Raw genomic sequence first — 23,121 nt, forward strand, 5'->3', positions numbered from 1 at the left:
TTCAGGCGAAAACCACCACGGTCTGGCGGCTGATGGCGATCAACTCGCCGGCCGGGCTCCAGAGCGCGGCCGCGGCATGGCCGTAGCCGTCGCGGGCGTGTTCGATGTTGACGTAGTACTGGCACCAGTCGAGGGTGGTCAGGTCTTGCAGCGGCTGGATAAATTCAATGGTCCAGGTCAGCGTGCTGCCCGGCGCCGGTTGGGTCAGGTGCGGAAGCAAGGCCGGGGGCCAGGCATCGACCAATGCGAGGATATGCGCCTCGGTCAACGGCTCCTCCTTCACGTCCCCGCGCAGGCGCACCCAACCGCCCATGTCGCGCGATTTATTGCCGGTGAACGGCAACCCACCGACGCTCCAGCGCATCGCCAAGTGGCGCATGAACTCCGGTGTCACGCCCTTGATGTAGGGCAGTTCCTGGCATTCATCCCAGTGCTTGAACCTAGGCGGCGCCTCGCTTGCGACTTCAATCACTGACTCACGCGGCGCGCCAAAGCTGGCCTGCACCAGCGTCGCCACTTCACCGTTTTGCACCACGCGGCCAAGCAACTGGCTGACGGCCTTGCCTTCGCGCAACACTTCGACTTGATAACTGGCCGGCACATCCGGCGCAACGGGGCCGACAAAGGTGATGGCCAAAGATCGCAGGGGTCGATCTGCCGGCACTTGGGCGCGCAGGGCTTCGTACTGCAACGCGGCAACCAGGCCACCAAAGGTCGCGCGGCCCTGAGCCCATTCGGCGGGGATGGTCACGTCCAACGGGTTGTTACGGGCTGCGTCGAGCAAATCACTAAAGCGCATGGCGACCTCACATCAAGAAAACCGATGAGGGATCTTAACCATCGAGCCGGTGAGGTACAGCGCCCATTCCGGCCAAAAACCGGACCGGCCTAGAAACAATCCGCGCTGAGTTTGTCCAGCACCCGATCCGCCTGGCCTTCTGCCTTGCTCATGGTGCGATGCCACACCGACACGCACGGTTGCAAATCCGCTTGGTGCCCGGCCTGCGCCAGCCACTGCCAGCAGTCGTGCCAATCGCCCAGAGCGCCTTGGGCTTGTTTGAGGCGCGACATGGCTTTGGCAGGCAGTTTGTCCAGTTCGGGGTAGGCCTCGGCGGCGTAGCGCACACGCTTGATCAGCAACCGCAGGCGATGGCGATCATGGGTTGGGTCTTTGAGGGCATCACCGAGTTTGTGCCATTGCTTGCCCAAGCGCTTCTCGATGCGCGGGCGTAGGCCCTTGAGCAGTTTCTGATGCTGCGAAGCCCGGATAAAGCGTGGGAACGCATCGAGAATTTGCAACAGGTGCGCCACTTCCGGGCTCTGCGCCACCTGGCGATAGGCGTCGGGTTGCAGGCGCAGGCGCCGTTCAGCGGCCTGGTGATAGCCGTGCTGATGCAGATACGCCGCCAGGACCTCACGGTCGCGTAGCGGCGTAGTCATTTGGCCGACTGTGCTGGCGGCCAATTCGAGTTGTTCGACTCCCGGCAATCCGCGCAACGGGCGCAACAAACTGCGCAGGCGCCGCACGGTGGTGCGCAGGTCATGCAGGGCTTCATCGTCGGTGACGGCGGCGAGGCGAGCCTGGCAGCTCAGTAACCCTACTTCCAGGCCAATGACCTGAGCGACTAACTGATCGACCAAAGCTGACATGCCTTCCTCCCTTGACGATGAAAATCCTGTTTGGCGCTAGAAATTAACGTCCGGCGCGCGACTCACGAATATAGAACCGCGCCTTTTCGGCCTTGTTGGAGCAGCCTTCAAACGCTTCGAATTGCTGCTGGGTCTTGGCGCCAGTCAACAAGGACAATGCCTTGGAGTAGCTCACGGTGCCGGCAAAACCTTCAGCCTTGGCCAGGTCCAGCTCGTGCCACGCGGCATCCAGTTGCGTGCCACAGCTGTCGCGGTATGCGGTTTTCCCGGCACAGCCGGCCAGGGCCAACACAATCACAGGCACACACATCCAGGCTTTCATCGATGACACCTCAAATAAAGAAAAACAGTCGTAGGGTGTAGACGTTGCCTACAAGGAAAAGTGCCTTGTTCGCAGCCTGAAATCAGAGCGCCTATCGTCAGAGCATACCCGAGCACTGCGCTGATCCTGGAAAAATATTACAGCCCCCGGCGAAGATTGAAGCTTGCCCCTCAATGGGTGCATTGTGGGCACCTGCTTTGTGAAGGACATGGACCATGAAGAAACGTGTTGCCTTGGTGCTGGGCTCCGGTGGAGCCCGCGGTTATGCCCATATCGGCGTGATCGAGGAGATCGAACGGCGCGGCTACGACATTGCCTGTATCGCCGGTTGCTCCATGGGCGCCGTGGTGGGTGGGATCTATGCAGCCGGCAAGCTTGACGAGTACCGCAACTGGATCGAAAGCCTCGACTACCTCGATGTACTGCGCCTGGTCGACGTAAGCTTTCGCCTGGGTGCGATTCGTGGCGAAAAAGTCTTCGGCCAGATCCGCAAGATCGTCGGCGAGATCAACATCGAAGAACTGCGCATCCCCTACACCGCCGTCGCGACCGACCTGACCAACCAGCAGGAAATCTGGTTTCAGGAAGGTTGCCTGCACCAGGCCATGCGCGCCTCCGCGGCGATTCCAAGCCTGTTCACGCCCGTGATGCAGGGCAACCGTATGCTGGTGGACGGCGGCCTGCTCAACCCGCTGCCTATCGTGCCGGTGGTGTCGAGCCACTGCGACTTGATCATCGCGGTCAACCTCAACGCCACCAACCAAAAACATTACCAACTGCCCGTGATCCAGCGTCCGCCGGCGTTCAAGAGTCGCTTCAACAGCTTGGCGAAGTCGTTGGGTTCACACCTGCCGTTTCGCCGCAAACAAGCTGAACAGTTAATGAAGCTTGAGCAGGAGGCTTTGCACGCTCAGACAGCTGAGATCAACCCATGGCTGGAATCGGCCGAACCAGAATCCCAGCAACCCGCGGCGGCGCCGGAGAAAGCCGGGGCGCCAAAGTCGGCGACCGGTTCGTTCATCATCGACAACGTCGGCCCGGCGTCCCTGCTGGACCTGATCAACCAGAGTTTCGAGGTGATGCAGACATCGCTGGCGCAGTACAAGATCGCCGGTTACCCGCCGGATGTGCTGATCAACGTGCCAAAGCGCGTGTGCCGGTTTTTCGAGTTTTACAAAGCGCCGGAGTTGATCGCTTTGGGACGGGAAATTGCCAGGGATACGTTGGACAAATATGAGAGTGAGCAGGGCTGAAATGTGTGCTGTGGCTGATGGCGCTATCGCGGGCAAGCCCGCTCCCACATTCTGATCTGTGAACACATTCAATGGTGGGAGCTGGCTTGCCTGCGATGAGGCCTGCACGGGCGCCGCCAAACTCAGGCATTCAACAACCGATACCCCACTCCCGCCTCAGTCACGATAAACCTCGGCTGAGTCGGGTCATCCGCCAACTTCTGCCGCAAATGCCCCACCACAATGCGCAGGTAGTGACTGTCTTCAGTGTGGGTCGGCCCCCAGATATCCTTGAGCAGTTGTTGTTGGGTGATTACCCGCCCCGGATGCCGCGCCAGTTGCGCCAGTACCGCGTACTCCTTGCGGGTCAGCGCCACTTCGGCACCGTCCAGCAGCACGCGGCGATAGGCCAGGTCCACCGTCAGCGGGCCAAAACTCAAGGCCGCTTCCTGAGCCTCCCCCGCCGGGGCCTGGCGCAGTAATGCGCGCACGCGGGCGAGAAATTCCTGGATGCCAAAAGGCTTGGTCACGTAATCATTCGCGCCGCCATCCAGGGCCTCGACCTTCTGCACTTCACTGGCGCGCACCGACAGCACCAGCACCGGCACCGTCGACCACTCGCGAAACTCGCGCAGCACGTGTTGGCCGTCCATGTCGGGCAGGCCGAGGTCGAGCACCAGCAAATCCGGTTTGCTCAATGCCGCTTGGGCCAGGCCCTCGTTACCGGTGCCGGCCTCGATCACCTTGTAGCCCTGGGAGGCCAGGCTGATGCGCAGGAATTTGCGAATCTGCGGTTCGTCATCAATGACTAAAATCGTCGCGGTCTGGCTCATGGTGTCCAATCAAAATCCGTGGAAAAAAGAGGGTAGCTCAAGCCTCGCGTTCCAGGCCAGGCTGAGTCGGCAACGGCAGGAACAAGGTGATGCACGTGCCCCGCCCTTCAATGCCCTCGGCGACGCTGATACGCCCACCGTGTGCGCCAACCATGCCCTGGCAAATCGCCAGGCCCAGGCCCGTGCCCTGCCCGCCGCGATCACCGCGGGCGGCGGTGTAGAACATATCGAAAATCTTCGCGCGCTCGTCTTCGGGAATCCCCGGCCCTTCATCGGCCACCGCAAAAAACAATTGGTCATCCGCCACGCCCGCGCTCACCTCCAAACGGCCTTGGGCGGGTGAGAAACGCGCGGCGTTTTCCAGCACGTTGACCAGCGCCTGTTCGATCAAGGCGGCGTGCACATACAGCAACGGCAACTCGGCCGGCACGTCGGTCTTGACCTGCAGCGGCGCCAGCACCGCGCGCAAACGGCCAAGGGCGCTGCCGACGATATCGCCGGGCGAAACCCAATCACGCGCCAGTTTCAGCGCACCGTGGCCCAGGCGCGTCATGTCCAGCAAGTTCTGGATATAGCGGTCCAGGCGCTCGGCTTCATCGCGGGTGCCCTCAAGCAATTCGCGGCGATCCTCCAGAGGAATCGCCTCGCCGAGCGCCAACAGGCTGTCGATGCTGCCGCGCATCGACGTCAACGGCGTACGCAGGTCGTGGGACACAGAGGCCAGCAAGGCGCTGCGCAGTTGCTCGGTTTCGCCATGCAGACGCGCGGATTCAAGTTCCTGCGCCAATTGCGCCCGCGCCAACGCTTGGGCCAGCGGCTGGCTCAATGCGGTGAGCAGGCGACGACGCTGCCCGCTCAGTTCCAGGCCAGGTTTGGGGCTCACGCCGAGCAAACCCAGCGGCCCCTCCTCGCCCGACAGCGGCCACCACCACCAACGCCCGAACGGCAACGTGCCGGTACCCATGCCGGCCGGTTGATCGTGCTGCCAGGCCCAATCGGCGGCGGCGCGTTCGGCTTCTGTGAGGTTCAGCGGGGAACCGGTCTCGACCTGCCAATCGCCATGCGCGTCCCGATTGACCAGGCAAAGCTCCAGATCGCTCCAGCCTTCCAGATGATGGGCCGCCGCACTGATCACCGCCTGGCGATCGGTGGCGGCGGTGAGTTTGCGCGACAGATCGAGCAGTTCGCTGGTCTCTTCCTGAGTATCGCGCAAGGCCTGCAGCTGCCGACGCTGACGCGCGGCCAGGTTGCCGGTCAACGCCGCCATCAGCAGAAAGAACAGCAGCGTCAACACGTCCTCTTCACGCTGGATGGCGAAGGAGAAATTCGGCGGAATAAACAGAAAATCGTAGGTCAGAAACGACAGCGCCGCACACACCAGCGACGGCCCCAGGCTGCTGCGCACGCCCACCAGCAATACCGCCGCGAGAAACACCAGCGAGATATTCGGCAGCGGCAACACGCTGGCAACCGCCCAGGCCAGCGCCGCCGCCACGATCGTCGCGACGACTGCCAGGCCATAATCGAACCACACCAACCCGCGCACATCCGGCAGTCGCGGCGGTGCGGGCATGTCGTCGCTGTCGAGGACGTTGATTTCCAGACCGCGCGCATTGCGCAGCAAGCGCGCCGCCAGCCCACCGCCGAACAACCGACGCCGCCAACGCATGCGCGACTGCCCGACCAGCAGCAGGCTCGCGCGGCGTTCGGCAGCATGCTGGATCAGCGTCTTCGCCACCTCGCCCGCGCGCAGCAACACCACTTCGCCGCCAAGGCGCTCGGCCAGTTGCTGGGCGTTTTGCAGGCGCAGGCGCGCTTGCTCATCGCGCGCACGGCCGTTGTCGATATGCACCAGGCTCCAGGGCAAATGTCGGCGTTGAGCGACGCGGCTGGCATGACGCACCAGGCGTTCGGCCTGCGCATCGCCATCCACGCCCACCAGCAAGCGGCCGCGCACCGCCGGCGCAGCCTGGCCCAGTTGCCGATAGCCCTGGGCCAGGTCGTCATCGACGTGGGCGGCGGCGGTCTGCATCGCCAGTTCGCGCAGGGCCATCAGGTTGGTCTGGGTGAAAAACGCGTCGATGGCCGCACGGGCCTGCTCCGGCACGTACACCTTGCCCTCGCGCAGACGCTCCAGCAGTTCGCGTGATGGCAGGTCGATCAGCAGCAACTCGTCTGCCTCTTGCAGCACCCAGTCCGGCAGGGTTTCGCGCACTTGCACGCCGGTGATCCCGCGCACTTGATCGTTGAGGCTTTCCAGGTGCTGGACGTTGACCGTGGTGAACACGTTGATGCCGGCGGCGAGCAGTTCCTGAATGTCCTGCCAGCGTTTTTCATGCCGGCTGCCGGGGGCGTTGCTGTGGGCCAGTTCGTCGACCAGCACCAGCTTGGGCTTGGCGGCGAGCAGGCCGTCCAGGTCCATTTCTTCGAGCATCACGCCGCGGTATTCGGTGCGCACCAACGGTTGCTGCGGCAGACCGCTGAGCAAGGCCTCGGTCTCGGCGCGGCCGTGGGTTTCGACCACCCCGGCGATCAGCCGCACGCCCTGGCGCAGCTGGGTGTGGGCGGCCTGGAGCATGGCGTAGGTCTTGCCCACGCCCGGCGCGGCGCCGAGAAAGACTTTGAGCCGGCCACGGCCGTCCCGGGGCAGATCGGCTAACAGGGCGTCGGCGCGGCCGGAGTCGCTCATGCGTTGCGGTTCCTTCAGGTGTTTATTTGGAGTCCTTCAGGCCGCCATCGCGGGCAAGCTCGCTCCCACAGTTGGAGTGCATTCCCCTGTGGAAGCCGGGCTTGCCCGCGATGGCGGCACCACGACTTACAACTTTTCCAGCGCCATGTTCAGCGCCAACACGTTCACCACCGGCGGCCCCACCAGCGGGCTTTCGATGTGCTCATCCAGCAAGCGCTGCAGGGTTGCCACCGGCACATTTCGTGCGGCTGCCACCCGCGCCAGTTGATAGGCAATCGCCGGTGGAGGCAAGTGTGGATCAAGACCGCTGCCAGAGGTAGTCAGCGAGGCCAACGGCACCGGCCCCTGGCCTGGCACCAGTTGTTTATTGGCATCATCGAAAACCCGCGTGGCCAACGCCGGGTTGCTTGGGCCCAGGTTACTCGCGCAGCTGGAAACCGTCGCAAATGCGCCGGCCGACGGTCGCGGATGGAACCACTGATCGCCGGTAAAATCCTGGGCGATGAGGCTGGAACCGCGCACTTTGCCGTCGGCATCGCGCACCAGGCTGCCGTTGGCCTGGTCAGGAAAAGCGACTTGCGCGACACCGGTCACCACCAATGGGTAGGCGACGCCAGTGATCAGGGTCATGAGTACCAGGAGGCTCAAGGCCGGGCGGATCATGGTGGACATTTCAGATTCCTCACGTGAGTCATTGCAACCTGTGGGCGCCGACGTGGCGCCCACAGGAATCGGGTCAAACCAGATGCAGCGCGGTCAGCAGCATGTCGATCGCCTTGATGCCCACGAACGGCACCACAATCCCGCCCAGCCCATAGATCAGCAGGTTGCGACGCAGCAACGCCGCCGCGCTCGCCGCCTGCACGCGCACACCGCGCAGCGCCAGCGGGATCAGCACCACAATGATCAACGCGTTAAACACAATGGCCGAGAGAATCGCGCTCTGCGGGCTCTGCAAGTGCATCACGTTGAGCACGCCCAATTGCGGGTAGATCGAGGCGAACAGTGCCGGCAGGATTGCGAAGTACTTGGCCACGTCGTTGGCGATGGAAAACGTGGTCAGCGCGCCGCGGGTCACCAGCAATTCCTTGCCGATCTGCACCACGTCCAGCAGCTTGGTCGGGTCGCTGTCGAGGTCGACCATGTTGGCCGCTTCGCGAGCCGCCTGGGTGCCGTCATTCATCGCCATGCCGACGTCGGCCTGGGCCAGTGCCGGCGCGTCGTTGGCACCGTCGCCACACATGGCAACCAGACGACCGTCGTTCTGTTCGTGGCGAATGCGCGCGAGTTTTTTCTCCGGCGTGGCTTCGGCCAGCACATCGTCCACGCCGGCTTCGGCAGCAATCGCCGCAGCGGTCAGCGGGTTATCGCCCGTCACCATCACGGTGCGAATCCCCAGTTTGCGCAGCTCGGCAAAACGTTCGCGGATGCCAGGCTTGACCACGTCCTTGAGGTGGATCGCACCGAGCAATTTGCCGTCGGCGCACACCAGCAAGGGGGTGCCGCCACTTTGGGCGATCTTGTCGATTTCCCGCGACAGTGCCGGTTGCAGGTCGCGACGTTGCTGACCGATAAACGCCAGCAGCGAATCCACCGCGCCCTTGCGGAACACACGGCCTTCGTAATCGACACCGGACAAACGCGTTTCCGCACTGAAGGGCACCGAGGTCAGTTGGTCCAGGGTCGGCTCAGCCTGCGGGTGCAAGGCGCGCAGGTATTCGACGATGGATTTGCCCTCTGCGGTGTCGTCTGCCAGCGAGGCCAGCAGCGCACCCTCGGCCAAATCCCGGCCACTGACGCCAGGCGCGGCGATCACCGCCGCGCAGCGACGGTTGCCAAAGGTGATGGTGCCGGTTTTATCCAGCAGCAACACATGCACGTCACCCGCCGCTTCCACCGCGCGCCCGGATTTGGCGATCACATTGAGGCGCACCAGACGGTCCATGCCGGCGATACCGATGGCCGACAACAAGCCGCCGATGGTCGTAGGAATCAGCGTCACCAACAGTGCGACCAGGAACACGAGCGGCAAGCTGCCATTGGCGAAGTGCGCGAACGGCTGCAGGGTGACCACCACCAGCAGGAAGATCAGGGTCAGGCCGATCAGCAGGATATCCAGCGCGACTTCGTTGGGGGTTTTCTGGCGTTTGGCGCCTTCCACCAGGGCGATCATGCGGTCCAGCGTGGACTCGCCCGGGTTGACGGTGATGCGGATCAGCAACCAGTCCGACACCAGCCGCGTGTTGCCGGTGACGGCCGAACGGTCGCCGCCGGACTCGCGGATCACTGGCGCGGATTCGCCGGTGATCGCCGCTTCATTGACCGCCGCGATGCCTTCGATGACCTCGCCGTCACCGGGGATCATTTCTCCGGCGGCGACGCGCACGACGTCGCCTTTGCGCAGGCTGGTGGCCGGCACGACTTTGAAGCTGCCGTCGGCCTCCTTGCGGCGTGCGCTGAGGCCTTCACTGCCAGCCTTGAGGCTGTCGGCGCGGGCCTTGCCGCGACCTTCGGCCAAGGCTTCGGCGAAGTTGGCGAACAGCACGGTGAACCACAGCCACACGGCGATCTGCACGGCGACGAACGTCGGCACGGCGGTATCGGGCACGAAGCACAACACGGTGGTGAGGATGGCGGTCAGTTCGACCACCAGCATCACCGGCGAACGTTGCAGCTGGCGCGGGTCGAGCTTGACGAACGCCTGGCCCAGCGCCGGGCGCCACAGGGCGGAGATGGCGGTTTTGACGGGTTCCTGAGTGGTCACAGGGGCCGCGTTTTTTGCAGGCATATTCATTTTCATATCCCCTCTTAGAAGCCCATGCTCAGGTGTTCAGCGATTGGGCCCAGTGCCAGTGTCGGCAGGAAAGTCAGGCCGCCCACCAGCAAAATGGTCACGGTCAACAGGGTCACGAACAGCGGGCCATGCGTGGGGAAGCTGTTCTGGCCAATCGGAGCGGTCTTTTTCATTGCCAGGCTGCCAGCCAGAGCCAGTACCGGAAGGATGTAGCCGAAGCGGCCGATCAACATGCCCAGGCCCAACATCAGGTTGTGGAACGCGGTGTTGCCACTGAAGCCGCCGAACGCCGAACCATTGTTGGCACTGGCCGAGGTGTAGGCGTACAACAACTGGCTGAAACCGTGCGGCCCAGGGTTGCTGATGGCACCTGCCGGGCCCGGCAGGCTGGCGGCAATGGCGCCCAGTACCAGCGTGCCCACCGGCATCACCAGCAAGGTCACCACCAGCAATTGCACTTCCTTGGCCTGAAGCTTCTTGCCCAGGTATTCCGGGGTGCGGCCGATCATCAAGCCGGCGAGGAACACCGCGATCAACACGTTGAGCAACATGCCGTACATACCGGCACCGACGCCGCCGAAGATCACTTCACCGACCATCATGTTGACCAGCGCCACCATGCCGCTCAGCGGGTTGAGGCTGTCGTGCATGCCGTTGACCGAACCGTTGGACGCCGCCGTGGTGGTGACCGACCACAACACCGTGCCGGTGGTGCCGAAGCGCGCTTCTTTGCCTTCCAGCGGTGCGGTTTGCTCAACGGCCGGGTTGTTCAGGGTCGGGTTGGGTTGGTACTCGGCCCACAGCGACGTCGCGCCGCCGATCAGGAACAGCGCCAGCATGCAGCCGAGAATCGCGCGGCTCTGACGCAGGTCCTTCACGTAGTGACCGAAGGTGAACACCAACGCCACCGGGATCAGGATGATTGCCGACAGCTCGAACAGGTTGGCCCAGGCCGTCGGGTCCTCAAACGGGTGCGCCGAGTTGACGCCAAAGAAGCCGCCACCATTGGTGCCCAGTTGCTTGATCGCAATCTGGCTGGCTGCCGGGCCGAGTGGGATCACCTGGTCCACGCCCTGCATCGTCACGGCATTCACGTAGTGCGCGAAGGTTTGCGGCACGCCCTGCCACACCAGGAACAACGCGAATACCAGGCACAACGGCAACAAGCCGTAGAGGGTAGCGCGGGTCATGTCGACCCAGAAGTTGCCCAGGGTCTTGGTGGACTTACGCCCGATACCACGGCACAGCGCGACCAGCACAGCCAGGCCGGTGGCGGCGCTGACGAAGTTCTGCACGGTGAGGCCGATCATCTGGCTGAGGTAGCTCAGGGAGGCTTCACCGCTGTAGTTCTGCCAATTGGTGTTGGTCATGAAACTGACCGCGGTGTTGAAGGCCAGCGTCCATTCCTGACCTGGCAATTTCTGCGGGTTGAGTGGCAGATACTCCTGGAACAACAGCACAGCGAACAGCAACACGAAACCGGCCAGATTGAACGCCAGTAGCGCCATCGTGTACTTCTGCCAGCACTGTTCCTGGTGTTCGTCCACGCCAGACAGGCGATAACACGCGCGCTCAACCGGGCCGAGCACCGGCGTGAGCCAGGTGCGCTGGCCTTCCATCACCTTGTAATAGAACCTTCCCAGGAACGGTGCCGGCACCAGCACCACGGCAAAGAAGGCGATGATCAGCCAATAGTCATAACTGTGCATAGCCTGCTCCTAGTTCCGATCCGCGCGTAACAGCGCAACCAGCAGATAAATGAACAGCGCCACGGCCAATAGCAGTGACACCCCGTCCAGAACGCTCATGGAAGTCTCTCCGTTTTGCGGCGATTGCCGCGTGTGAGGCAATTGTCCGCAGGAGTGGCGTAAAGGAACGAGAGCGACGCTGGGGGCCGGGCGTAAAGACGGCGTAAAGAGTGGGTTTATGCGGGGTTTACAGAGGTCGGTGGTGGCTGTTGGGGCCTCATCGCGGGCAAGCCCGGCTCCCACAGGTAACCGCAGCCCCCTGTGGGAGCCGGGCTTGCCCGCGATGACGGCAGCTCAAACGCCCCTGCACTCAACTGGTGCAATGACAGAAGATTTCAAACGCCAAACCGTCTCCTCGACGACAGTTCGGCGTCTTTACGACAATGAATGGCGCACTGGCATGGCCGCTGCAACACCCTGAAATATTCCAAATCGTTCAGGGAGCGCAACACGATGAACACACAACTCAAACCCACCTTGGGCACCCTGCATCTGTGGGGCATTGCCGTCGGCTTGGTGATTTCCGGCGAGTACTTCGGCTGGAGCTACGGCTGGGGCGTCGCAGGTACGCTGGGCTTTCTGGTGACCTCGCTGATGGTCGCCGCCATGTACACCTGCTTTATATTCAGCTTCACCGAACTGACTACGGCGATTCCTCACGCGGGTGGCCCATTTGCCTACAGCCGTCGCGCCTTTGGTGAGAAAGGCGGCTTGATCGCCGGCCTGGCAACGTTGATCGAATTTGTCTTTGCCCCGCCTGCGATAGCCTTGGCCATCGGCGCTTATCTGAATGTGCAGTTTCCGGCACTCGACCCCAAACACGCGGCCGTCGGTGCCTATATCGTCTTCATGGGCCTGAATATTCTCGGGGTGAAACTCGCGGCCACCTTCGAGCTGGTGGTGTGCGTGCTCGCCGTCGCCGAACTGTTGGTGTTCATGGGCGTGGTAGCGCCGGCGTTCAGCTTCAGCAACTTCGCCCTCAATGGCTGGGCCGGGTCCGACACCTTCGGCGCGCCGGCGATAGCCGGGATGTTTGCGGCCATTCCTTTCGCCATCTGGTTCTTCCTTGCCATCGAAGGTGCAGCGATGGCTGCCGAGGAAGCGAAGGATCCCAAGCGCACCATCCCAAAAGCCTACATCAGCGGGATCCTGACGCTGGTGGTGCTGGCCATGGGCGTGATGTTCTTTGCCGGCGGCGTGGGCGACTGGCGCACGCTGTCGAATATCAATGACCCGTTGCCGCAAGCGATGAAAACCGTGGTGGGCGACAGCTCCGGCTGGCTGCACATGTTGGTGTGGATCGGTCTGTTCGGCCTGGTGGCGAGTTTTCACGGCATCATCCTCGGCTACTCGCGCCAGTTCTTCGCCCTCGCGCGCGCCGGCTACCTGCCCTCTTTCCTCGCCAAACTGTCGCGTTTTCAGACGCCGCACCGGGCAATCATTGCCGGCGGTGTGGTCGGCATCGCCGCCATCTACAGCGACGGCCTGATCAACCTGGGCGGCATGACGCTGACCGCCGCGATGATCACCATGGCGGTGTTCGGTGCCATCGTGATGTACATCATGAGCATGCTCAGCCTGTTCAAACTGCGCAAAACCGAGCCGCTGCTGGAACGCACCTTTCGTGCACCGGGCTATCCGATCGTGCCCGGCATAGCGCTGGTGCTGGCGGTGGTCTGCCTGGTGGCCATGGCCTGGTTCAACGCGCTGATCGGGCTGATTTTCCTGGGCTTCATGGTGGTGGGGTTTGTGTACTTCCAACTGACCGCGCAGGACCGCGCCGACGCACCGGCCGATGCGATGTTGACGGGGCTGTGAGGCTACTGGGGCAGAACGGGCCTACAATGAACTACTAAGAAAGCCCGTGACTCAAAGCAGCTATTACCGTGGGAAATTTCCCCACGGTTTGCTGCCTCAAGGAGAGCCCTATGCCGTGGTATGCCTGGTTGATTTTAGTGGTCGCGATCGGTTCGATCGTCGGTGGTTTATTGATGCTGCGTGACAGCGCCAACAAGGTGGAACTCACCGACGAACAACGCAAACGCGTGGCCGAGCGCAACGCCCAGGCAGACTCAAAGGACGCCCAGGACCGCTGAACCTGGCGCTACTCCCACGCCGCCTTGGCGATATGCAACCCGTGCTGGCCTTTATAGGCCGCACGTTCGGGCTGGCTCCAGCCATTGAGCAACTCCTCCTCCAGACGATAAATCTCCACACCCAAAGGGCGACACACCGTCAACGGATCCTGCGCGTCAGGCCCCCACATCGGCAGCGACAAATCCCCGCCCGGGCACGTCGACAGCGCGCAGAGCAAATCAATCTCGGCAAAAAACTCCAGGTAGTCGCCCTTCTGCGCCGGGCAGGCTTTCATGAAGTACATGTCATCGTGATTGAGGCCGGTGCACTGGAAAATATTCAACACGTCATGCACGTCGAATTCCGTCAGACCGTGGGGCAGCACCGCGCGTGTCAGGTTTGAGTGGCAATGGTGATGAAAGTCTTCGCCGGTGAGCATGCGATTCACATACGGATCGCAGCGCGTGCCAAGCAAGTCGTGCAGGCGCCCGCCATGCTCATCGATGCCATAACTCGCCAGGCTGTCATCGGTAATGGTCACCAGCGGCCGCAGAAACGGCAGGTTCGACCACAGTCGATCATGAGTGCTGACATGTGCGCCTTGTAACTGGCGGGTGCGTGCGGCCCAAAGACGTTCGCGAGGATCGTTGGCATTCCACACGTTGAAGTCACCCACTTGTGGCCCAACCGGCGTGGTAACCCGGAACACATGCCCGGCCGGCACCTTCCACGCTTTGCCCGTGCGAATCGGCACGTCGAACTGCTCGATCAATGTGCGTTGGTCCGCACGATCACGAATGCGCTCATAGAACGCGGTATCAACCTGCAGCGCAGAACCTTTACTGACCTGGTACGCGGCCGGATAGTCTTTATACATGGGGCAATCCTCCATCAGGGGTGATCAAACAAGGCCAGGGAAAGGCGTTCGGAATCGTCCAGGTACAGGCTCATCGCCTCCTGCGCAGCCGCTTTGTTGCCGCACGTCAGCAACGCATAGATTTCCTGGTCGCGCTCCAGCCAGGGCGACTGGAAACGCTGCTCATCGGGTGCCGCGCAAAACACCAGCCGTAGCTGAGCTATGACCTGGGCGAAAAACTCATCAAACAGTGGGCTGCGCATCAACCCGACAATCCGTTGGTGGAACGTCAGGCTGTGAGTCGCCACTGCGCGCCAGTCCTCGCGCTCCCTGGCCAGGGAGGTGGCTTCGATTGCGTTTTGCATGTGCTCGGACTGAGCATCCGTCAGCCCACCGCTCTGGGCGATAGCCTGCAATTCGAGGGTTCGGCGTACAACGAACAGGTCACGCACTTCATCTCGTTCCAGCCGCCGCACCATCACGCCTTTGTTGCGCACATAACGGGTAAGCCCTTCCTGCCCCAAACGGTGCAAGTCCTCGCGAATGGTATTGCGCGATGCGTTATAAATTTTGACCAGGTCCACCTCGACCAGCGCCATGCCGGGCAACAGCCGCCCGCCAATGATGTCGGCACGCAGTTCAAGTGCAATCTGATCCGCCAGAGACAAGCTGAGCGTCATGATCACCTCACGATTGTTGAACAATCCCTGAACCAGATGTAATCACTTTTCATGCCAGTACCGCTGAACGATGTGTGGATGGGTAAAAAAGCTTAACTCCGTTAACATGCCCGCTCGTCCACGAGGCCGCCCATGCGTTATTCAGCAGACCATAAAGCCCAGACCCATCAACGCATCATCAAGGAAGCCTCAGTGCGCTTTCGCCGCGACGGCATCAGCGCGACCGGCCTGCAGCCCCTGATGAAAGCACTCAATCTGACGCACGGTGGCTTTTACGCGCATTTCAAATCCAAGGATGATCTGGTGGAAAAGGCCCTGCAGGCTGCCGCTGCAGAACTGGATGCTCATTGCGAAACACTGTTCAGTCAGGAACGGCCGCTGGATGCATTCATAGACAACTATCTGTCTGACTGGCACCAGACCTCCCCCGCTGAAGGCTGCCCGCTGCCGACCATGTCTTCGGAATTGGGCCAGAGGGGACAGCAGAGTCCAACCACGGATGCTGTGCTTGAAGCGCGATTGAGGCAGGTTGAATCAACGTTGGATCACGCGAATGCCGACGAACGAAGCCTGGTACTGATGTCGACGTTGGTAGGGGCGTTGGTGCTGGCCAGGAGCGTAGAGAGCCAGGCATTGGCAACGCGGATCATGAAAGTCGTGCGCGAGAACTTGAAAGATCAGATCTCAGACAAAGAAAAGGCCGGTCAATGACCGGCCTCTTGGGCAACGTTTACAGACTCAATTAATAGCCAGCCTGTCGCGGTTTTTCTCCAGCAATGCCTTACCGATGCCTTTGACTTCCAGCAACTCGTCTACTGCAGTGAAAGGCCCATTGCTGTCGCGATAGGCGACAATCGCCTTGGCCTTGGCAGCCCCAATGCCGAACAGATCGCGGCGCAGGACTTCGGCGTCGGCGGTGTTGAGATTGACCTTGGTCGTTTCTTCAACTTTCGCCATCTGGGCGACGATGGGCGTAGGGGCTTCGGGTTTGGCGGATGGGGCTGCGGTGGTGGCGACGGAGACACTCGCGAGGAAGGCAAAGATCAGGGAAGAGATATAGGTGTTTTGCATAGGTGACGCTCCATGACATCGGTAGAAGAAAAGCAGCTTTTCCGAAGCTGCCTTTCTAACTTAGGTGATGTTTGGAGGGAGTCAAAAGTGAGTCAGTTACAGCGTGTGTTTTTCTATTCCGGCAGAACGACTCACTCGTAGATTTGTAACTTTTAAACTCATGGTTCAAGTCGACGCTGCTGATATATCCAGTCAACAATTTCCCCATCCGGCGTATAACCGCTGACGGTGTCGCGCAACAACTGGCGAACCCGACTGAAATCGTCCTGATCAATTGCGGCGAGTAGCTCAGAAAGCTTGACCTTCAACACTTCCCACGGCAAGTAGTCCTCGTTAGCGCTCATGATCATCGGATGTTGTGTTGCAACAACATTGTCCCCGATAAGCAACTCTTCATATAACTTCTCGCCCGGGCGCAAACCGGAAAACTCAATGGCAATATCGCCGTGAGGATTTTTGTCGGACCGCACACTCAGCCCTGAGAGATGGATCATTTTTTCAGCCAGTTCGACAATCTTGACGGGCTCACCCATGTCCAGCACGAACACATCTCCGCCAAGCCCCATGGAACCCGCTTGAATGACCAACTGAGCCGCTTCAGGAATGGTCATGAAGTAGCGGGTGATCTTCGGGTGCGTGACCGTCAGCGGTCCACCAGACTTTATCTGCTTGTGAAACAGCGGGATCACCGAACCGGAGGAGCCTAATACATTGCCAAATCGAACCATCGTAAAACGGGTTTTATTCACCCGCGACACGTTGGTTTTGTCCCCAAACAGCACGGGGGCAGGTTCACGGCTCAATGCCTGCAGGGTCAACTCGGCAAGACGCTTGGTGCTGCCCATCACGTTTGTTGGACGCACGGCCTTGTCGGTGGAAATCAACACAAAATTCGATGCGCCCGCTTGAACCGCCGCCTGCGCCGCGTTCAGCGTGCCGATAACATTGTTCAGCACACCCTCTGCGATGTTGTGCTCGACAATGGGTACATGCTTATAGGCGGCAGCGTGGTAAACGGTATCTACCCGCCAGGCCTTCATGACATCCAGCAGCTTTGACGGGTCCCGCACTGAACCCAGGATAGGCAGCAGTTTTACCGGTAACGATTTACGAGTAATACGCTGTTCCAATTCTGAAAGAATACTGTAGAGATTGAACTCGCTGTGCTCAAACAAGAGCAAGGTTTTAGGTTTAAGCTCCAGAATTTGCCGACAGAGTTCTGAACCGATCGAGCCACCCGCCCCCGTGACCAGGACACTCTGCCCCTTGATGCAATGCTCAAGCAGATCGCCTTGCGCAGGCACCGAATCACGTCCCAGCAAGTCCGCAATATCGACCTCTTGAATATCGTCAACCTTGACCCGTCCACTGGCCAGGTCCATAAAACCCGGGACGCTACGAACGTGTAGCGGAAAACCTTCGAGAAAACCGAGAATCTCCCGGCGCCGCCCGCGATTGGAGGACGGGATTGCCAAGAGAATTTCCTGTGCTCCCGTAGCGTCGATCATCCTCTGGATATGCTTGGGCCTATAGACCTGGAGGCCCGAGATGACACGGTCCGAAATAGACGCGTCATCGTCAATGAACGCAACCGGGCGCATCACTCGGCCCATGCGAAGCGCTGCCACCAGCTGATTCCCCGCCGCACCGGCGCCATAGATGGCAACACGTGAAAGACCATCGTCACGGCTGGTAAACGGGACGTGTTGGGCAGCAGCAAACCAATCGCCTAAAAAGTACTGACGCATGGTCAAACGCAAGCCACCGACCATGATCAAACTCAACCACCAATAGTTGAAAATGATCGACCGGGGCACCACGTTCTGATGGTTGCTATACCAATAAACGACCACACCCAGGATTAAAGAAGAAAGGCTGACGGCCTTGATAATTGCGACCAACGCATCGTTGCCAAAATAACGCATGACAGCGCGGTACATACCGAAGCGAATGAACAGAGGTATCGCAACCACCGGAGCCGCCAGGAACAACCACAAGTGCATTTTGACCGGGTTGATCATCTCGTCGATTCCGAGACGGACTAAAAACGCCATCCACAGTGCCAAAAATACGAGTATGACGTCCGCCAATACTTGAATCAGTCGTTTTTGATGACGAGGCAATTTCAATAGCCACGTACGCAACCGGTTTATCATGATTCACCTATCGCCTATGCGTCAGATCAAAAAAATTTCTTGATCGCATTACAACGCAGAACAAAAAACATACTTTGTATAATCAACCTGAATCGGCCAATCAAACACTTGCTACGGTATTAATGTGAAACACCATCACGTTTGATGACCTTCAAGGCTGTTAAAAACAAGATTTTTAGGTCGAAAAGAACACTCATGTTTTTCGCGTAAAAAGCATCATAGCCAACCTTAACCGGTATGGGCAACTCGTCACGGCCGTTGACCTGCGCCCACCCCGTAAGACCTGGACGGATAAGGTGTACGCCTTGCTCGGTACGCAGCTCAATCAAATCGGCCTGATTAAAAAGCGCGGGTCTGGGCCCTACAAAACTCATATCACCTGCGATGATACTCCACAGCTGAGGCAATTCATCCAGGCTGGACTTTCTTAAAAAGTTGCCAATAGGCGTCAAGTATTTAGACGGGTCGAGCAGCAAATGCGTGGCCACAGCAGGCGTACCAATACGCATCGAGCGAAACTTTGGCATCCTGAACAATACGTTGTTCACCCCTACGCGGTCAGACCAATACAGTGCGGGTCCTTTTGACGTCAATTTAACCGCCACCGTAACAAGCAAGATCGGGATCAAGAGTATGAGCAAGGCAAAGAGGCTCAGTACTAGATCAAAAAAACGCTTCATGTTTCCACCAACCTTTCAATTCACAACCGTTTAGACGAATATTTAGCGAACTTTCCTGAATATTTGGCGATTGAAACGGACAACCAGGACGCCAGCGCTTTTTTGCGCAGAATACAAGGGTGTTCTATCAAATGCCACGACAGGACAGCCGGAGCCAGTGCAACGGGAAGCGCCACGAAAATCATTTCAACAGGCGATATTCCTTTCCACGTGTGCGCAAGGATCTCCTGGGTAGGAAAAGCATATATGTACAGACCGTAAGAGTAATCCCCGAGCTTATTGTATTGGCGTGCGAACCACTGGGTGTTGAAGGCAACGAAAAAGACGGAATAACTCCATGCGATCACGAACACTTCTACGAACAAAGGGGACTTGTAGGAACACAGCGCGGCCAACCAGCTGAGGGTTAACATCCAGACGCTCAGCTGAACCTTGGTTCGGTAGGCATAAAATACCATGCCAATAACAAACGCAAAGCTCCACTGCACCCACGTGCGAAACTGAAAACCTGCAATCAAGTATTCATTTTTTTGCAACAGGTTAAATACTGCATAAAACACAAAATACAGCACGAAAAATATCGAAACCCGGCGAGTATGTGTCAAACAACCGATAACACCGAGCGCGAACACCATCGCGTACAGCAGCACCTCATAATACAACGTCCATAACGAACCATTGATTCCGGGGTAGGGATTGTCCTGAAACAAGCCTGGCAACTGAAAGTGAATATCCTTCAGCTTCAGATTTCCTGTGATGTATTTATGTACTTCTTTAGAAGAAAAATAATCATGCACGCTAAAATCGGTGAACAACGGACCGATTACCCAAGCACTTAATACCAGGACCACCAACAGCGCAGGGTACAACCTTAAAAACCTGGCCACGACAAAATCAATCTTTGTCTTGGACCGCTCATAACTCAGCGATATGAAAAATCCGGATATGCAAAAAAAAGTGAATACGCCCAAGCCGCCGAGTGTTATTCCGAGCTGAGCCATCAACGGCTCAACTTCGGTAGCGCCTCGGGATAGCGGAAACGAATGTGACACCAACACGAAAAATGCCGCAACCATCCGGATAAAATTGAAATTATTATCTCTGGACTTAAGCAGCTCAGCCAAATTACCCATGCGACGGTCCGCTCTGTTTTTCTTGATAATGCCGAGCCGTGATTGCAAAAGCCTCGTCAATACTGACTGGAGGTGTCCAGTCTAAACATTCCCGCGTGTCCGTGATATCGACCTGAAGCGAACCACACAACCGTTGCAAAAACTCTTTCTTGCCCACTAACGCTGCTGCAACATTCAACAATGCATAAGGAAAAGCAAAAACATAGGACGGCTTGTTCATCGCCACGGCGAGCTTTTTCAGAATCTGTCCAATAGACAGATCGTGACCATCGCTTACCAGGAACACACGGTTCGCCGCGGCAGGATGTTTGATGCACACGCAAATCAGATCGACCAGATTATCAATGAAGACGAGGCTTCTTCGGTTATCAATCGTGCGAAAAGGAAGTGGCAGCTTTTTGTTAACGACAGAAAGCATTCGTTCAAAATTGGCTTTCACGCCTGGCCCATAGACCAGGACAGGCCGAATGATGACGACATCCATTGAGGTGTGACGCGCCAGCTCTAAAAGCGCTTGCTCTGCCTCCAGCTTGGACACTCCATAATCGTCGAGCGGTGCAGGGGCATCCTTTGACGTAAACGCACGGCCAGCGCTGGTTTCTTCACCATTGACTTTAACCGAGCTTATATAAATGAATCTCTGCACGCCGGCGTCAGCTGCTTGCCGAGCCAGATTGAGCGTAGCGTTCACATTAACTTCCCGAAACGCCTGCAACGGATTGCTATGGGTTTCGTTCATGATGTGCGCTCGACCGGCAGAGTGAATGACTACGTCAACATCCGACAGTGGCGCTGTCCAGTCAATGTCCCCGGTCAACGACTCAATAACAAAATCCTGCACGCCAGGGCGCGGCGAAGTGTCCGTCTTGCGGGTTACATTCACCACTTGATACTGAGCCTTAACCAGCGCATCCAGCACTGAGCGCCCTACAAAACCCGTTCCGCCCGTAACAAGCACTGTGGGCGCGCCTGCAGCGGAACCAACGCTAATTTCATCCAACACTGTTAAGTCCTCTCAGATGAAAGAAGCGTTTTAAATAACTTGTCGTATTGAGAGGAGACGCCTTCCCAACGATAACGACGCACCGCAATCTCATGCATTTTTACGCCCAGCGCAGCGCGCTCGGTTTCATTTGCAAAAAGACGTGACGCGCAATCGACCAGTGCCTCGCTGGACGAAAAAAACTTTGCACCGTCCTCGGTAGACGCACGATTGAAAGATACGTCGAATGCAATCACAGGCAAGCTCAGCCACATGGCCTCAACCAAAGACGGGTTGGTGCCACCCGCACTATGACCGTGAATGTAGACGGTCGCGTTACTGCGCAGCGGGCTCAGTTCCTCACTTTTGTAGATAGGATCCAATAAGTGAAGATGTCCAACGCTCGCGTATTTATCCTGCAGCGCTACGCCGTATTCGCTTTGTTTCCAGTTCCCCACAATCACCAACGGCAAGCAACCCATACTGAAGGCCTCGAGAATAATATGAATATTATTCTCCGGCTCGATCCTACAGACTGAGAATGCGTAAGGCTTACGAAGGAATGGATAATGCTCAAAGTCCGCCTCTCTCAGTGCACTGGTAGCCGCCTGATCGCCGCCGTAGGCAATGAGAGTACTTTCACGTGAATACTCATCGCGGACATAGTCCTGAAGCACTTTATTATCGGTAACAATCGCATCGGCGTATTTAACTGCCATGGCTTCTGAAAATTTCAGGAATTTTTTCGCCAGGGTCGACCACTTGGCGCGCTTCCACTCGTATCCGTCAATATTGACTACAACCTTTTTCTTGGTAAGCAGCTTTAAAAAAGGAAGCGCAATACAACCCGAAACGCCCAGCAACACCAAAATATCATTCTTTCGGTAGGCATGTAACATACTGACAATATCGTAAGGAATACTTTGCACGCCGTTAGCTTTTAACGGAAGGTAAATCAAATCGGCATTGCGATACTTTGCAGGCCGCGTTGGATATGACGTTGCGCTGCAATAGACCGAGATCCCGTATTCACGATCCAAGTAAGTGACCAATTGCTCCGATAACGTTTCCCACCCACCATACTGGGCTGGGAGACCGACCGTGCCGATCACTGCTATCTTAAACTCCATTAAACACCTCAATCACGTCACTTTCAAAGTTATCAACTGAGAAACTAAGTGACTTCACTCTCGCAGCCTCAGACAAGCGAAAGCACACCTCAGGATTTTTATGAAGAAACGCCAGTTTGGCGGCTATGTCCTCCACACGATTTGAATCAATGAGATAACCTTCCTTATCCTCCGACACCAGTTCGACAGGTCCACCTACCGGAGGAACAATACAGGGTACGCCAAAGGAAAGCGCCTCGAGAATCGTCAAGCCAAACGTTTCCACCCACTCCTGCGGCTTCGAAAGGCTCAGTAAAACACTCGCCCTCTGATAATAAGGAATCACATCCTTGCACCGGGAAATAATAGTCAAGTTATCAGGCAATGTGACCGTCGAAAAAAAATCGTCCACTTCAGAATCGCTGGCACCGAGCACCAGACTGAATTCAATATCCTTTTGATCGTTTAACAGATCAGCTATACGTACGAACTCATTCACACCTTTGTAAGACTTTAAGGAACAGATCATCAGCACACAGAATTTATTACCCGACGCGTAGGGATATACGTGACTCGCACCACTACTCGCCATATCCTGTGGAATCGAATTATAAATCACACGGCTTTCTATGTTTGAAAAACATTCAGCCTTGGCTAGAAAGCGCGAGACGAAAATATTTCTGCTGGAGCACCTTTCAACCATCCACCGCAAAAACAGCTTCAGCGGTTTAGGGCGGATGGAGGTTTCATGAATATGATAAATAACCTGTATGCCGAGCACTCTCCCTGCTAACGCCGCGCCGAAGGGAAGTAGCGTATTGACATAGAAAATCGCAGAGGCGTGACGATAGCGTAATAACTTTATAAACAGAATCAACTGCGAAAGACTATAACTCAACAGCGTCAAATACTTATTTTCAAATCTTTTATAAAAATAGCGCTTTTGTACGCATGGCGCTAAGGAGAGAAAACCACCTTCCGCGCCTCCTCCCACATACAATTCGGCCTCGAAGCCTTTCTTTGCCACTGCCTCAATAACCTGCAAAAGAACCTTCGGGCTCCCGCTATAGTCATTCAACAAGTGGAAAAATATAATTTTTTTCACTGCAA

22 protein-coding genes are annotated in these 23,121 nt (G+C 57.9%); 4 read left to right on the plus strand and 18 right to left on the minus strand.

Annotated features, from left to right (window positions below):
* Nucleotide 1 precedes the first annotated feature (1 nt).
* The 3 genes from ACM530_RS01440 to ACM530_RS01450 form a co-directional block, all read right to left on the minus strand.
* The gene (locus ACM530_RS01440; RefSeq protein WP_145163196.1) at nucleotides 2-799 is read right to left on the minus strand and encodes an acyl-CoA thioesterase; all 798 of its coding nucleotides are present in this window, start codon (nucleotides 797-799) and stop codon (nucleotides 2-4) included.
* Between the two features lie 89 nt (nucleotides 800-888).
* Nucleotides 889-1,650 (minus strand): CHAD domain-containing protein, encoded by a 762-nt coding sequence (locus ACM530_RS01445; RefSeq protein WP_242193821.1) that lies wholly within the window; start codon nucleotides 1,648-1,650, stop codon nucleotides 889-891.
* Between the two features lie 43 nt (nucleotides 1,651-1,693).
* Entirely contained in the window at nucleotides 1,694-1,972 is a 279-nt protein-coding gene (locus ACM530_RS01450; RefSeq protein WP_010176194.1) for a hypothetical protein, read from the minus strand.
* 215 nt (nucleotides 1,973-2,187) lie between these two features.
* On the opposite strand from ACM530_RS01450, the gene ACM530_RS01455 reads away from it, so the two are divergent.
* Complete coding sequence (locus tag ACM530_RS01455; RefSeq protein ID WP_262207617.1) at nucleotides 2,188-3,225, plus strand: patatin-like phospholipase family protein; 1,038 nt, start codon at nucleotides 2,188-2,190, stop codon at nucleotides 3,223-3,225.
* A 122-nt stretch (nucleotides 3,226-3,347) separates the two neighbouring features.
* Here the strand turns inward: ACM530_RS01455 and ACM530_RS01460 are convergent, their stop codons facing one another.
* The 6 genes from ACM530_RS01460 to kdpF form a co-directional block, all read right to left on the minus strand.
* The gene (locus tag ACM530_RS01460; protein ID WP_242193825.1) at nucleotides 3,348-4,037 is read right to left on the minus strand and encodes a response regulator; all 690 of its coding nucleotides are present in this window, start codon (nucleotides 4,035-4,037) and stop codon (nucleotides 3,348-3,350) included.
* 37 nt (nucleotides 4,038-4,074) lie between these two features.
* The gene (locus tag ACM530_RS01465) at nucleotides 4,075-6,726 is read right to left on the minus strand and encodes a DUF4118 domain-containing protein (RefSeq protein ID WP_416364113.1); all 2,652 of its coding nucleotides are present in this window, start codon (nucleotides 6,724-6,726) and stop codon (nucleotides 4,075-4,077) included.
* Between the two features lie 126 nt (nucleotides 6,727-6,852).
* On the minus strand, nucleotides 6,853-7,398 hold the full coding sequence (kdpC, locus tag ACM530_RS01470) for a potassium-transporting ATPase subunit KdpC (RefSeq protein WP_416364114.1): 546 nt from the start codon (nucleotides 7,396-7,398) through the stop codon (nucleotides 6,853-6,855).
* 64 nt (nucleotides 7,399-7,462) lie between these two features.
* Nucleotides 7,463-9,520 (minus strand): potassium-transporting ATPase subunit KdpB, encoded by a 2,058-nt coding sequence (kdpB, locus tag ACM530_RS01475; RefSeq protein WP_416364115.1) that lies wholly within the window; start codon nucleotides 9,518-9,520, stop codon nucleotides 7,463-7,465.
* Between the two features lie 14 nt (nucleotides 9,521-9,534).
* Nucleotides 9,535-11,229, minus strand: coding sequence for a potassium-transporting ATPase subunit KdpA (kdpA, locus tag ACM530_RS01480; RefSeq protein ID WP_416364116.1), 1,695 nt, complete (start codon nucleotides 11,227-11,229; stop codon nucleotides 9,535-9,537).
* Nucleotides 11,230-11,238: 9 nt separating this feature from the next.
* Nucleotides 11,239-11,328, minus strand: coding sequence for a K(+)-transporting ATPase subunit F (gene kdpF / locus ACM530_RS01485; protein WP_003218754.1), 90 nt, complete (start codon nucleotides 11,326-11,328; stop codon nucleotides 11,239-11,241).
* A gap of 393 nt (nucleotides 11,329-11,721) precedes the next feature.
* Between kdpF and eat the strand changes: the two genes are divergently transcribed.
* Together eat and ACM530_RS01495 are read left to right on the plus strand one after the other, a co-directional pair.
* Nucleotides 11,722-13,086, plus strand: coding sequence for an ethanolamine permease (gene eat / locus ACM530_RS01490; protein ID WP_145163183.1), 1,365 nt, complete (start codon nucleotides 11,722-11,724; stop codon nucleotides 13,084-13,086).
* Between the two features lie 110 nt (nucleotides 13,087-13,196).
* Complete coding sequence (locus tag ACM530_RS01495; protein WP_083359476.1) at nucleotides 13,197-13,364, plus strand: DUF2897 family protein; 168 nt, start codon at nucleotides 13,197-13,199, stop codon at nucleotides 13,362-13,364.
* An 8-nt stretch (nucleotides 13,365-13,372) separates the two neighbouring features.
* Here the strand turns inward: ACM530_RS01495 and ACM530_RS01500 are convergent, their stop codons facing one another.
* Nucleotides 13,373-14,221, minus strand: a complete 849-nt coding sequence (locus tag ACM530_RS01500; protein WP_242193836.1) for an urea carboxylase-associated family protein — start codon at nucleotides 14,219-14,221, stop codon at nucleotides 13,373-13,375.
* Nucleotides 14,222-14,235: 14 nt separating this feature from the next.
* Nucleotides 14,236-14,880, minus strand: a complete 645-nt coding sequence (locus ACM530_RS01505) for a GntR family transcriptional regulator (RefSeq protein WP_416364117.1) — start codon at nucleotides 14,878-14,880, stop codon at nucleotides 14,236-14,238.
* 132 nt (nucleotides 14,881-15,012) lie between these two features.
* Between ACM530_RS01505 and ACM530_RS01510 the strand changes: the two genes are divergently transcribed.
* Nucleotides 15,013-15,591 (plus strand): TetR/AcrR family transcriptional regulator, encoded by a 579-nt coding sequence (locus ACM530_RS01510; RefSeq protein WP_416364118.1) that lies wholly within the window; start codon nucleotides 15,013-15,015, stop codon nucleotides 15,589-15,591.
* Between the two features lie 27 nt (nucleotides 15,592-15,618).
* Here the strand turns inward: ACM530_RS01510 and ACM530_RS01515 are convergent, their stop codons facing one another.
* From ACM530_RS01515 to ACM530_RS01545, 7 genes are all read right to left on the minus strand, one after another.
* Nucleotides 15,619-15,951 carry a ComEA family DNA-binding protein gene (locus tag ACM530_RS01515; protein ID WP_106576856.1) on the minus strand — a complete coding sequence of 111 codons (333 nt, stop codon included), beginning with the start codon at nucleotides 15,949-15,951 and terminating at the stop codon, nucleotides 15,619-15,621.
* Between the two features lie 158 nt (nucleotides 15,952-16,109).
* Nucleotides 16,110-18,107, minus strand: coding sequence for a polysaccharide biosynthesis protein (locus ACM530_RS01520; protein ID WP_416364119.1), 1,998 nt, complete (start codon nucleotides 18,105-18,107; stop codon nucleotides 16,110-16,112).
* A 119-nt stretch (nucleotides 18,108-18,226) separates the two neighbouring features.
* Entirely contained in the window at nucleotides 18,227-18,787 is a 561-nt protein-coding gene (locus tag ACM530_RS01525; RefSeq protein WP_106576857.1) for a sugar transferase, read from the minus strand.
* Between the two features lie 20 nt (nucleotides 18,788-18,807).
* Nucleotides 18,808-19,920 carry an acyltransferase family protein gene (locus ACM530_RS01530; RefSeq protein ID WP_416364120.1) on the minus strand — a complete coding sequence of 371 codons (1,113 nt, stop codon included), beginning with the start codon at nucleotides 19,918-19,920 and terminating at the stop codon, nucleotides 18,808-18,810.
* Complete coding sequence (locus tag ACM530_RS01535) at nucleotides 19,913-20,923, minus strand: UDP-glucose 4-epimerase family protein (protein WP_416364121.1); 1,011 nt, start codon at nucleotides 20,921-20,923, stop codon at nucleotides 19,913-19,915. Before ACM530_RS01535 ends, ACM530_RS01530 begins: the two co-directional genes overlap by 8 nt.
* 2 nt (nucleotides 20,924-20,925) lie before the next feature.
* Nucleotides 20,926-22,032 (minus strand): DUF1972 domain-containing protein, encoded by a 1,107-nt coding sequence (locus tag ACM530_RS01540; RefSeq protein WP_416364122.1) that lies wholly within the window; start codon nucleotides 22,030-22,032, stop codon nucleotides 20,926-20,928.
* Nucleotides 22,022-23,116, minus strand: coding sequence for a glycosyltransferase family 4 protein (locus ACM530_RS01545; protein WP_416364123.1), 1,095 nt, complete (start codon nucleotides 23,114-23,116; stop codon nucleotides 22,022-22,024). Before ACM530_RS01545 ends, ACM530_RS01540 begins: the two co-directional genes overlap by 11 nt.
* Between the last annotated feature and the right edge of the window lie 5 nt (nucleotides 23,117-23,121).

The organism is Pseudomonas sp. NFX183, from assembly GCF_047943075.1.
Lineage (GTDB): Bacteria > Pseudomonadota > Gammaproteobacteria > Pseudomonadales > Pseudomonadaceae > Aquipseudomonas.

Coding starts and splice junctions, on each gene's coding strand:
- ACM530_RS01440 (WP_145163196.1), bottom strand. CDS start 799: ATGCGCTTTAGTGATTTGCTCGACGCAGCCCGTAACAACCCGTTGGAC.
- ACM530_RS01445 (WP_242193821.1), bottom strand. CDS start 1,650: ATGTCAGCTTTGGTCGATCAGTTAGTCGCTCAGGTCATTGGCCTGGAA.
- ACM530_RS01450 (WP_010176194.1), bottom strand. CDS start 1,972: ATGAAAGCCTGGATGTGTGTGCCTGTGATTGTGTTGGCCCTGGCCGGC.
- ACM530_RS01455 (WP_262207617.1), top strand. CDS start 2,188: ATGAAGAAACGTGTTGCCTTGGTGCTGGGCTCCGGTGGAGCCCGCGGT.
- ACM530_RS01460 (WP_242193825.1), bottom strand. CDS start 4,037: ATGAGCCAGACCGCGACGATTTTAGTCATTGATGACGAACCGCAGATT.
- ACM530_RS01465 (WP_416364113.1), bottom strand. CDS start 6,726: ATGAGCGACTCCGGCCGCGCCGACGCCCTGTTAGCCGATCTGCCCCGG.
- kdpC (WP_416364114.1), bottom strand. CDS start 7,398: ATGTCCACCATGATCCGCCCGGCCTTGAGCCTCCTGGTACTCATGACC.
- kdpB (WP_416364115.1), bottom strand. CDS start 9,520: ATGAATATGCCTGCAAAAAACGCGGCCCCTGTGACCACTCAGGAACCC.
- kdpA (WP_416364116.1), bottom strand. CDS start 11,229: ATGCACAGTTATGACTATTGGCTGATCATCGCCTTCTTTGCCGTGGTG.
- kdpF (WP_003218754.1), bottom strand. CDS start 11,328: ATGAGCGTTCTGGACGGGGTGTCACTGCTATTGGCCGTGGCGCTGTTC.
- eat (WP_145163183.1), top strand. CDS start 11,722: ATGAACACACAACTCAAACCCACCTTGGGCACCCTGCATCTGTGGGGC.
- ACM530_RS01495 (WP_083359476.1), top strand. CDS start 13,197: ATGCCGTGGTATGCCTGGTTGATTTTAGTGGTCGCGATCGGTTCGATC.
- ACM530_RS01500 (WP_242193836.1), bottom strand. CDS start 14,221: ATGTATAAAGACTATCCGGCCGCGTACCAGGTCAGTAAAGGTTCTGCG.
- ACM530_RS01505 (WP_416364117.1), bottom strand. CDS start 14,880: ATGACGCTCAGCTTGTCTCTGGCGGATCAGATTGCACTTGAACTGCGT.
- ACM530_RS01510 (WP_416364118.1), top strand. CDS start 15,013: ATGCGTTATTCAGCAGACCATAAAGCCCAGACCCATCAACGCATCATC.
- ACM530_RS01515 (WP_106576856.1), bottom strand. CDS start 15,951: ATGCAAAACACCTATATCTCTTCCCTGATCTTTGCCTTCCTCGCGAGT.
- ACM530_RS01520 (WP_416364119.1), bottom strand. CDS start 18,107: ATGATAAACCGGTTGCGTACGTGGCTATTGAAATTGCCTCGTCATCAA.
- ACM530_RS01525 (WP_106576857.1), bottom strand. CDS start 18,787: ATGAAGCGTTTTTTTGATCTAGTACTGAGCCTCTTTGCCTTGCTCATA.
- ACM530_RS01530 (WP_416364120.1), bottom strand. CDS start 19,920: ATGGGTAATTTGGCTGAGCTGCTTAAGTCCAGAGATAATAATTTCAAT.
- ACM530_RS01540 (WP_416364122.1), bottom strand. CDS start 22,032: ATGGAGTTTAAGATAGCAGTGATCGGCACGGTCGGTCTCCCAGCCCAG.